This is a genomic window from Acinetobacter sp. V2 (assembly GCF_001188385.1).
Lineage (GTDB): Bacteria > Pseudomonadota > Gammaproteobacteria > Pseudomonadales > Moraxellaceae > Acinetobacter > Acinetobacter oleivorans.
In genome coordinates this window covers 47,593-58,460 of record NZ_JZFB01000005.1, presented here as the reverse complement: position 1 = coordinate 58,460, position 10,868 = coordinate 47,593, and the positions used below count along the sequence as shown (strand labels likewise).

Annotated in this window: 10 protein-coding genes; 3 read left to right on the top strand and 7 right to left on the bottom strand. The window is 41.2% G+C overall.

Features of this window, described 5'->3' with window-relative positions:
* The coding region (locus tag UC75_RS21915; RefSeq protein WP_416202222.1) for a valine--tRNA ligase at nt 1–1,675 on the bottom strand (1,675 nt) is incomplete at its 3' end.
* Nucleotides 1,676–1,871: 196 nt separating this feature from the next.
* Here UC75_RS21915 and UC75_RS14890 point away from each other — a divergent pair.
* Genes UC75_RS14890 through UC75_RS14880 form a run of 3 tightly spaced genes read left to right on the top strand, consistent with a single transcriptional unit; the run spans nt 1,872 to nt 3,866 of the window.
* Complete coding sequence (locus UC75_RS14890) at nt 1,872–2,543, top strand: hypothetical protein (protein WP_049838028.1); 672 nt, start codon at nt 1,872–1,874, stop codon at nt 2,541–2,543.
* Nucleotides 2,544–2,570: 27 nt separating this feature from the next.
* Nucleotides 2,571–3,377: an SDR family NAD(P)-dependent oxidoreductase gene (locus tag UC75_RS14885; RefSeq protein WP_005309982.1), complete on the top strand. Its 807-nt coding sequence runs from the start codon at nt 2,571–2,573 to the stop codon at nt 3,375–3,377.
* A 54-nt stretch (nt 3,378–3,431) separates the two neighbouring features.
* The gene (locus UC75_RS14880) at nt 3,432–3,866 is read left to right on the top strand and encodes a nuclear transport factor 2 family protein (protein WP_004789364.1); all 435 of its coding nucleotides are present in this window, start codon (nt 3,432–3,434) and stop codon (nt 3,864–3,866) included.
* On the opposite strand, the gene UC75_RS14875 is transcribed toward UC75_RS14880, so the two are convergent.
* The 6 genes from UC75_RS14875 to UC75_RS21910 all read right to left on the bottom strand — a co-directional run.
* A complete protein-coding gene (locus UC75_RS14875; protein ID WP_049838027.1) occupies nt 3,863–4,297 on the bottom strand; it encodes a YbjQ family protein in 435 nt (144 codons plus the stop codon). The genes UC75_RS14880 and UC75_RS14875 overlap by 4 nt on opposite strands.
* Before the next feature lie 7 nt (nt 4,298–4,304).
* Nucleotides 4,305–4,655, bottom strand: a complete 351-nt coding sequence (locus UC75_RS14870; RefSeq protein WP_049838026.1) for a YbjQ family protein — start codon at nt 4,653–4,655, stop codon at nt 4,305–4,307.
* A 109-nt stretch (nt 4,656–4,764) separates the two neighbouring features.
* Nucleotides 4,765–6,219: a multidrug efflux RND transporter outer membrane channel subunit AdeK gene (gene adeK, locus UC75_RS14865; protein WP_049838025.1), complete on the bottom strand. Its 1,455-nt coding sequence runs from the start codon at nt 6,217–6,219 to the stop codon at nt 4,765–4,767.
* Complete coding sequence (adeJ, locus tag UC75_RS14860) at nt 6,219–9,395, bottom strand: multidrug efflux RND transporter permease subunit AdeJ (RefSeq protein WP_005309992.1); 3,177 nt, start codon at nt 9,393–9,395, stop codon at nt 6,219–6,221. The genes adeK and adeJ overlap by 1 nt, the downstream gene beginning before the upstream one ends.
* A 12-nt stretch (nt 9,396–9,407) precedes the next feature.
* Nucleotides 9,408–10,655: a multidrug efflux RND transporter periplasmic adaptor subunit AdeI gene (gene adeI / locus UC75_RS14855; RefSeq protein ID WP_049838024.1), complete on the bottom strand. Its 1,248-nt coding sequence runs from the start codon at nt 10,653–10,655 to the stop codon at nt 9,408–9,410.
* A gap of 23 nt (nt 10,656–10,678) precedes the next feature.
* Nucleotides 10,679–10,868: phosphatase PAP2 family protein (locus tag UC75_RS21910; RefSeq protein WP_228137409.1), on the bottom strand; the 190-nt coding region annotated here is incomplete at its 5' end.

The following is a 10,868-nucleotide window of genomic DNA, read 5'->3' as shown; positions in this document are numbered from 1 at the left end:
CCAAGCCGTGAACGTAAACAGTCTTAAATGGAACTTGAGATGAACCATCTTCATTTTTCATGAAGTGCAGGGTCATCATGATCATGCGGGCAACCCAGAAGAAAATGATGTCAAAACCAGTCACCAACACATCTGTTGGGTGGAAGGTTTTTAGGAAATCATTTGCAGCGTCTTTTTGTGCGTCGCCAGTCCAACCTAATGTTGAGAATGTCCAAAGTGCAGATGAGAACCATGTATCAAGAACATCTTCGTCTTGTTTGAGTTCAACGTCAGCGGCGATGTTATTTTTCGCACGTACTTCTTCTTCGTTACGACCTACATAGATGTTGCCATTTGCATCGTACCAAGCTGGAATACGGTGACCCCACCAAAGTTGACGTGAAATACACCAGTCTTGAATGTCACGCATCCATGCCATGTACATGTTGCTGTACTGCTCTGGAACAAACTTAATACGGCCATCTTGAACTGCTTCAATTGCAGGCTCAGCAAGCGGAGCAATTTTTACGTACCATTGGTCAGTCAGTAACGGCTCAATGATCACGCCAGAACGGTCACCGCGTGGAGCTTTTAAGTCATACGGTTGGATTTGATCTAACCAGCCTTCAGCTTCCGCTTCAGCAACTAACTTCTTACGTGCTGCAAAACGTTCTAAACCAGCATATTCCGCAGGTGCAGTAATGGTTTTAGAAATTTGTTCGCCAGCTTTTGCAATATATTCAAACTCAGCCAAAACTTCGGCATTTTTGTTGAAGATATTAATGATTGGCAAGCTATTGCGTTTACCTAGGTCATAGTCATTGAAGTCATGAGCAGGGGTAATTTTTACACAGCCAGTACCGAAGTCTTTTTCAACGTAGTCGTCAGCAACGATCGGAATTAAACGACCAGTAATTGGCAATACAATGTTTTTACCAACGAGGTGTGCATAACGCTCATCTTCAGGATGAACAGCAACCGCCGTATCACCAAGTAATGTTTCAGGACGTGTTGTTGCAACGACTAAATAGTCTTTGCCGTTTTGAGTTTTAACTGATTTGTCTTCAAAGAAATATTTAAAGTGCCAAAGTGAGCCTTTTTCTTCTTTGCTTTCTACTTCAAGGTCAGAAAGTGCTGTTTGAAGTTTAGGGTCCCAGTTTACAAGGCGCTTACCACGGTAAATTAAACCGTCTTCGTGCAAACGAACGAATACTTCTTTAACTGCGTTAGATAAACCTTCGTCCATCGTGAAGCGTTCACGTGACCAGTCTACAGATGAACCTAAGCGACGAATTTGTTTCGTAATTGTGCCGCCAGATTGTTCTTTCCATTCCCAAACTTTTTCGATGAACTTATCACGACCCAAGTCATGACGAGTCACACCTTGTAAGCCAAGTTGACGCTCAACAACCATTTGCGTTGCAATACCCGCATGGTCAGTACCCGGTTGCCACAAAGTGTTTTTACCCATCATACGGTTATAACGGGTGAGGGCATCCATAATGGCATTGTTAAAGCCATGGCCCATGTGCAAACTACCTGTGACGTTTGGTGGTGGAATCATGATACAGAATGATTCACCGTGACCAGAAGGTTTGAAGTAACCTTGTTCTTCCCACGTTTGGTACCACTTCTTTTCGATCTCGGTTGGATCGTATGTGGTCGCAATATTTTGAGCGGTTTGAGCGTCAGTCATAGTAGCTTAGATCGAATATGCATAAAAAATTGCACCTATTGTAGCAAAAAAATGCCTCGAAATTAATGTGCTGAAAACAGATAAACGGTTTTGTATTTTTTTCAAAAAACGGTAGATTTATGAAAGATGGATCACAATTTAATCGTGTAGACGCACGGCACAAAAATTACAAACGAATTGAAAAAGGATGTTGCTCATGAGTTATGAAGTTTTTTTGAAAATTTCCGATTCAACTTATACACAATTTGAGACCATTCGACAGAAACTGCATGATGGGGTAAGTCAAAGTCAGGCAAAACCTTTAGGCGATGTACTCTCTGATCTTTCTTGTGAAATTATTGAGCAGGTTTTTTCTGTGCTTTTACAGTCAGGAAGTGCAACCATGTCTCCAAAACAACAAGCTGAGTCTGAAAAAGTTATTCAGCAGGTCTTAGAGACTTTTCGAAAATATATGCCTTGGTCAGTTTCATTCTTTGGAAATGAGCGTCTTTTGCCTTTAGTCGATTACATGACATCTCTAATGAAAGAACAGGGGCAACAAGTTTATATTACCTACCCAGTTACCCTGCAACTCGTACAACAAGCTCAAAACCTTACCCAGCAAATTCGTAACGGTAATATGCAAAGTATTGCAGCAGCTTTTGAAACATTAATACAAATTGTAGATTTAGGCGTAACAAGCCTAGTACGTGAGCCTAAAAAGCGTTTAAAATTTAATTTAGTTGTCGATAAAACTCTTAACGGAGTGATCAACATGACGACGCATTTGGGCTATAAACGTTTGGAAAAGTTAGGTACACAGGTCGATCAGACCACAGCAACTCATTATATCAACCACTTTTTGGCCTTCATGCATCAAGCAGCATAATTTAAAAAGATAATAGGAACATAAAGCATGGCCAAACTTGATACTTTGCAAAATAAAGTGGTATGGATTACGGGAGCATCTTCTGGTCTGGGTAAGGCCTTAGCCGGTGAATTGGCTTTGCAAGGGGCCGAAGTGATTTTGACCTCGCGTCGTTTTGAAGAATTAGAAGAAGTTCGGGTTGGCTTGTTAAACGCTGACCGTCATTTGTCGGTGGTTGCTGATATTACTGATGAAAAACAAGTAAACGAAGCTTATAAGCAGATTTTAAAAGCGAAAGGGCGAATTGACTGGCTCATCAATAATGCAGGTTTAAGCCAACGTGCTTTAATTAAAGATACGACAATGGCAACCGAACGGGCCATTATGGAAGTCGACTATTTCTCTCAAGTGGCATTAACCAAAACTGTACTGCCGACCATGCTAAAACAAAAGTCTGGCCGAGTTGTATTTGTGTCGAGTGTAGCGGGTTTATTAGGCACTCAGTACCGTGCAAGCTACTCTGCTGCTAAGGCGGCAATTCACATGTGGGCAAATAGTTTACGTGCTGAAGTCTCCGATCAAGGTGTTGAAGTTTCAGTTATTTTCCCAGGCTTCGTAAAAACTAACGTTTCGTTCAATGCGCTAAATGGTGCTGGGCAACCTCAAGGTCATCAAGATGAGGCTATCGAGAATGGTTTAGAGGCAGATGTATTTGCAGAACAATCCGTAAAAGCATTAATGCAGGGGCAAGAATATATTGTTGTTGGTGGAGCTAAAGAAAAACTGGGTGTGATGGTTTCTCGGATGTCACCAAAACTTCTTTATAAAATGATTCGGAAAACAAAAGTAAAATAAAAAAGTGATTTCGCCGTGCTAAATTGATGGAAAAACCCGCATAGAAGGTTCACCATGGATCAAGATTATCACCGTATTTTAGACGTCATTACGCGTTTTCAATTGGTCTTTGACCAGAAAAATTGGGACGCTTTTGATGAGTTATTGGCAGATCAACTTGAGGTGGACTATTTCCAGTTTAGGGGAGAGCCTTTATGTGTCGTGTCTTGTCATGAATATAAAGGTTCTCGGCAACAGGCGCTGTCGCATCTAAGATTACAACATAACTTAAGCAATCCACTTATCCGTATTGAACAAGATCAAGCATGGTTAGAATGTAATTATCAAATTTATCGTTTTTCGGAAAATGATTATTTTCATTCGTTTGGTCGTTATTATTTTACTTTGGCAAAACAACAAGAGAGTTGGAAAATTACCGGAATTTGCCAACACTTAACTAAAAATATTGGCAATCCGCGCATTCATTTTTCTGCTATGGGGCAGTGCTAGTCTTTTACTGCTGTACCGTATGCAAATACTTCGACCATTCCTCCCTGCATACCAAGTTCGGTTGTACTCAGCCGAACTCCCATAATATGGTTAGCTCCTGCGGTATGGGCTTGTTGTTTTAAGCGAACAATGGCTTCACGGCGAGCCCGCTCAACTACACTCTCATAACTGGTAAGTCTTCCGCCCAAAACATTCTTAATGGATGCCAATACATATTTAAAGTAGTCATGAGAAATCACGACATTACTACTAATAAAATGGCCTTGCTGATCACTCGTTGCAAAACGATTGGTATCAATTCTGATATGGGCAAATTGTTGTTCTTTTTCTAAAAGTTCTTTCAAATGTTTTTGTTCAATATGGCGGCCAAAACCCCAACCAATACTGAAAAGAATCAGAAAAATAACAAGCTGAAAAATAAGATTGTCCATTTTCTACCTATGCACTAAATGGATCTGGTAGATTAGGTGCTTGAGGTTGAACAAACACAGCTGTGCCATATACGAATAATTCAGAAGCACCTTGGGCAATATTTGAAGTTGAAAAACGAATACCAACAATTGCATTTGCACCAAGTTGCTGAGCTTTGGCAATCATGCGATCCATAGCTTCTTGGCGGGATTCTTCTAATAATTCGGTATAACCTGTAAGTTCACCACCTACAATATTTTTTAAACTTGCCATCAAATCACGGCCAACATGCTTACTACGGACTGTACTTCCATAAACAACATCAAGTTGCTTTACAATCTGGTGGCCCGGAACACTTTCTAAATTACTCAGTAACATTGTTTTTTATCAATCTAAATTCTTAAGGTTTCAAGATAAAAAATATTCACATCAGATGCAATAAAAAAGCCCACCGAAGTGAGCTTTTATAAATTAAGTTATTTAAAACTTATTGTTTTTTAAGTTCAGCACTTGATGGTTGATTAACCACTGTATCTGAAGTATTTGCTTTTAAACCACCGCCTAGAGTTTTGTATAACTCGATTTGGTTGTTTAAGTTAGCTTGTTGAAGCAACAATAAACCTTGTTCTGCTGAATAAGATGAACGCTGTGCATCAAGAACCGTCAAGTAACTATCAATACCAGCACGGAAGCGGGCATTTGACAGTGTGTAGTTGCGATTAGTCGCTTCTACTAGACGTTGTTGAGCTGTTAAACGCTCACCAATATTGGCACGAGTTGCAAGCGCATCATTAACTTCGCGGAACGCAGACTGAACTGATTTTTCATAATCAGACAATGCAATTTTCTGATCGGTTTCAGAAATTTTCACATTGGCTTTACGTGTACCCCAGTCAAAGATTGGTAAGTCTAAGCTTGGACCAATTGACCAAACAAAACCACCAGACTTAAATAGATCACTTAAGTCAGTTGATGCATAACCTGCAGAACCCGTTAAGCTAATTGTTGGGAATAAACGTGCTTTTGCAGCACCAATATTCGCACCAGCAGCGCTTAAGTTATATTCAGCAGCTTTTACATCTGGACGGTTGTTAAGCAAGTCACTCGGTAAACCAGCTGTATATACATTTTGTTGAGTAATGCGTTTTACAGGTTGGTTTGGCAACAAGTTTTGTGGAACTGATTGGCCCACTAACAAGTTCAACAAGTTTTGTGCTTGAGCAATCTGTGTTTTGTAGTTCGCTACATCATTACGCGCAGTTTCTACAGAAATCTGTGCCTGACGTAGTGGAACTTCACTGTCGATGCCCACATCAAAACGTTTTTTGTTGAGATTGTAAGAGTCTTGTTGTGCTTTAAGCGTTTGCTCTGCAAGTCTTAAATTCGCTGTTGCAAAAGAATAGTTTAACCATGCTTGAGCAACTTGGCTGATCAGACTGATTTGAGTCGAATCACGTGCACTTTGCGTTGAAAGATAACTATCTAGTGCAGCATCTTTTAAGCTACGTACACGGCCCCAAAAATCGAGTTCATAGGCAGTTACACCCAAACCTACTTGATAAGTAGAGTAGGGGTTATTCGGATCACGGCTTTGAGAAACCTGACGAATTGCACTACCACTTGCTCCGATTGTTGGAAGCTGGTTGTTTTGCGTAATTCGATATTGCTGTTGGGCACGTTCAATATTGAGCGTTGCTGTACGTAAGTCTCGGTTGTTGGCAAGCGCCAAATCAATCACACCGAGCAAACGAGAGTCAGCAAAGAACTGTTTGTAACCCTGTTCAGCAATAGACGTACCAGAAGCGCTGTTATATGCATAGCTTTCTGGAATATCGGTTTTCACGACTGGTTCTGGGCCGCGCATGCTTTGACAAGCTGACAAAGCAAGCGCAAGTGCAGATACCGCAATGCTACGACCTGAAATAGACCATACTTTTTGCATCACGATTTATGCTCCTGAGTGTTTATGGTTTTTGGTTTGTACTTAAAGATACTACGAATCCACACATAGAATACAGGGATAAAGAAGATACCTAAGAACGTTGCACTGAGTACGCCACCGAGTACACCGAAACCAACTGAGTGCTGACTTCCTGCACCAGCACCTGTTGAAAGGGCAAGTGGAAGTACACCGAAACCGAAGGCAAGGGTAGTCATGATAATTGGACGTAAACGCATTTTTGAAGCATGTAAAGTTGCCTCAAGTAGGTCTTCACCTTTTTCCTGCAACTCTTTTGCGAACTCAACGATCAAGATCGCATTTTTTGCAGAAAGACCAATGACTGCGATCATTGCTACCTGGAAGTAAATGTTATTTGAGAGATTTGGATCTCCTTTAATAATCATACCCAAGTAAGTCAATACGATTGCACCAATAATACCAAGTGGTACTACAAGTAAAACCGAGAACGGAATAGACCAGCTTTCGTACAATGCAGCTAAGCAAAGGAAAACGATTAACAATGAAAGCGCATATAAGAATGGAGCTTGAGCACCAGACTCACGTTCTTCAAGTGATAAACCTGTCCATTCATAGTCGAAACCTTGTAAGCCCATAGATGGTAACTTAGCAATAATTTCTTCCATGGCTTTCATAGAGTCACCAGAGCTCACGCCAGGTGCAGGTGTACCTTGAATGTTAACCGATGACACGCCGTTATAACGTTCAAGACGAGGAGAACCATATGTCCATTTGCCTGTAGCAAATGCAGAGAACGGTACCATTTCGCCTTTGCTATTACGTACATACCACTTGTTTAAGTCTTCAGGCATCATACGGCTATCCGAATCACCTTGAACATAAACTTTTTTCACACGACCACGGTCAACGAAGTCGTTAATGTATGAGCCACCCCATGCAATACGCATAGTGTTGTTAATGTCAGCAATGCTAACGCCCATAGCACCAGCTTGAGCCTGATCTACATCAATTTGATACTGAGGTGTATCTTCTTGACCATTAGGACGTACCCCTACAAGACGTTTATCTTGTGAAGCCAAACCTAAGATCGTATTACGTGCTGCAATAAGTTTCTCATGGCCTTGACCACTTGAATCTTTAAGTTGCAAGTTAAATCCAGCTGTTACACCGAGTTCAGGCATTGCAGGAAGCTGTAATGGCATAATGTAAGATGCGTCTTTGACGATCATATTTAATGCCATACCGCGCTGAATTAACGCACCGATTTGAGATTCTGGTGAAGTACGTTCACTCCAGTCTTTCAACTTAACGAAGCCAATACCAGCATTTTGACCAACACCCGTGAATGAGAAGCCCGAAACGGTGAAAATAGATTCCACAGTATCTTTTTCATTCATGAAGAAGTTTGTCATGGTGTCAATCACTTTACCCGTACGGTCAAGCGTTGCGTTTGGTGGTAATTGAACAAGTGTCATGACCACACCCTGATCTTCTTCTGGTAAGAATGAAGATGGGAGTTTCTGGAACAAGAACACTAGTAGGCCAATCACTACAGCGTAAAGTACGCCAGAGAAAATTTTGCCTTTAAGCATGCGGCTAACACCATTTTGGTAGCTATGCGACATGCGGTCAAAACCGTTGTTAAATCCTCTGAAGAAACGAGCAAAAATATTATTGCTTGGTTCTTTGTTAGGATCATGCTGTTTTAAAATGGTTGCACAAAGTGCAGGAGTGAAAGTTAACGCTACAATTAACGATAGAACCATTGCTGTTACAAGGGTAATCGAGAATTGACGGTAAATTACACCTGTTGTACCACCAAAGAATGCCATTGGTACGAATACCGCTGTCAATACGCTTGTGATACCAATTAACGCACCAGAAATCTGTTGCATTGATCGTGAAGTCGCCGTGACCGGATCGGTATGCTCTTCACTCATCACACGCTCAACGTTTTCCACTACAACAATGGCGTCATCGACCAGAAGACCAATTGCCAATACCATAGCGAACATGGTTAAGGTGTTAATTGAGAAACCAAAGATATTAATAACAGCAAATGTACCTAATACAACAACAGGTACAGCAAGTGTTGGAATAATCGTTGCACGCCAGTTCTGCAAGAACAAGAACATAACAATGAACACTAAAATTACCGCTTCAATTAATGTGTGTACAACACTTTCAATTGAAAGACGAATAAATGGAGTCGTGTCATAAGCCAGTTTATCTGCAAGGCCTGTTGGATAGTTCTTACGCAATTCAGCTAAACGGTGTTCAACAGCGTCAGCGGTGTCAAGTGCGTTAGCACCAGTTGCAATTTTAATTGCGAGACCGCCAGCAGGTTTACCATTAAACTTCGAATCGAACTGGTAGTTATCAGAACCTAACTCTACACGAGCAACATCTTTTAAACGAACCTCAGCACCTGATGCTGTGTTCTTTAAGAAGATATTTTTAAATTGTTCAGGTGTTTGTAACAAGCTTTGCGCATTTACTGTTGCGTTAAGCACTTGACCTTGAACCGCTGGTGCACCACCTAACTGACCTACAGCAACTTGTGAGTTTTGCGCTTGTAAAGCAGTCGCAATATCACTTGGTGTTAACTGATAGTTGGTAAGTTTTGCAGGGTCGAGCCAGATACGCATTGCGTATGAACCACCAAAGACTTGTACCTCACCAACACCAGCAACACGGCTAAGTGGTTCTTTAATTGACGAGTTTACGTAATCTTTAATGTCTGAGTCTGACAGGGTATTGTCTGGTGAATAGAATGCAATAACTTGCAAGAAGCTTGCACCAGATTTAGTAACCGTCACACCTTGGCGTTGAACGTCTTCAGGTAAAAGCGCTGTTGCAGATTGCAGTTTGTTTTGAACCTGAACCTGTGCAATATCCGGATCAATACCTTGTTCAAAGTTTAATTGAATAGAAGCCTGACCGTTACCCGCACTGTTAGATGAAATATAACGTAAACCATCTAGACCATTCATTTGTTGTTCAATGATCTGGGTTACAGTATTTTCAACAGTCTCAGCCGATGCACCAGGATAAGTTGCAGCAATTGTAACTGTCGGTGGTGCAATCGTCGGATACTGTGCAATAGGCATTTTAGTTAGCGTGAGAATACCCGCCAACATAATGACTAATGCAATCACCCACGCAAAAATGGGGCGATGAATAAAAAATTGTGCCATTCAATCTACCCCTTATGCATTAGATGCTTTCTGTTCTGCTTGAGGTTTACCTGATTGAGCCGGTTTTGTAGCATTTGGAGCTGCACCTTGAGGATTCGCTGGTTGAGCTTGGTAAGGTTTTGCTGACACTTCTTGCCCTTCTTTAACTTTGGCAACACCATCAACAATCACTTTTTCACCAGCTTTGAGACCATTAGTCACAATCCAGTTTTGTCCTTGAACACCAGAAGTTTCAACAGGACGACTCTCAACAGCGCCTTTAGCATTAACAAGCATTACTACAGCTTGACCTGTCGGTAAACGCGTAATTGCGGCTTGAGGAATCAGATAAGCATTTGGAACTACACCTTGAACAATCTGCGCAGTTGTATACATACCCGGAAGTAACAGATGGTTCGGGTTCGAGAATACGGCACGTAAAGTAATCGTTCCTGTATCCTGATTTACAGAAGCATCAGAGAAAGCAAGTTGTCCTTCGATTGGATAAGTCGAACCATCTTCAAGCTTCAACTTCACTTTCGTGTTGTTACTGTTGTTTAAACTGCCTTTGCTGAGTTGTTGGCGTAAACGTAATAACTCGGCACTAGACTGGTTAATATCAACATAGATTGGATCTAACTGTTGAATCGTCACTAAAGGATCAGTTTGGTTTGCCGTAACTAAAGCACCAGCTGTTACAGAAGAACGTCCAGACTGACCAGAAATTGGTGAGCGAATTGTAGAATAACCAAGATCTACATTTGCATTCGTTACTTGAGCTTTTGCAGCAGAAACTTGTGCTTCAGCAACATTAACCTGACCAAGTAAGTCGTCATATTCTTGTTTAGATACAGCATTACTCGAAACAAGTTGCTTATAACGGTTTAGCTTGGTACGTAGTGAAGCTAGATTTGCCTGTTGTTGTAAAAGAGATGCTTTTGCATTTTCAAGCGTTGCACGGTTTGTTCGAGAGTCCAGTTCATAAAGAGCCTGACCTTCACGCACATAACTTCCTTCAGCAAACAAGCGTTTTAAAATTACACCACTTGTTTGAGGACGAACTTCAGAAATTTGATATGCTGAAGTACGGCCAGAAAGCTCAACGCTTTGTTCAACACTTTGTGGTTGAGCAACAATAACACCTACCTCAGCAGGCGGCATTTTCTGAGCAGCAGCAGCTTGCTGTTTCTCATCGGAGCCTTTGCCACAACCAACAAGTGCGATACTTGTTGCTAATGCGCAAGCAGTAAGGGCAGGAGCCCAAAGCTTAGCCGACATCATTGTTCCACCTCGTTAGATAAAATCTAAAAATATATTTGTTTTTTACTTAACCTACTTTGTGTTTGTAATAACCAGAGCCAAAGCAGTGCAATCCAAATAAAACCTATGCCCCAACCGGCGAGTACATCTGTTGGAAAATGAACTCCAGCATATATTCTTGAAAGCCCCATGCAGATAAACCAAAGGCAAGAAATCAAAATGATATAAGGAGAG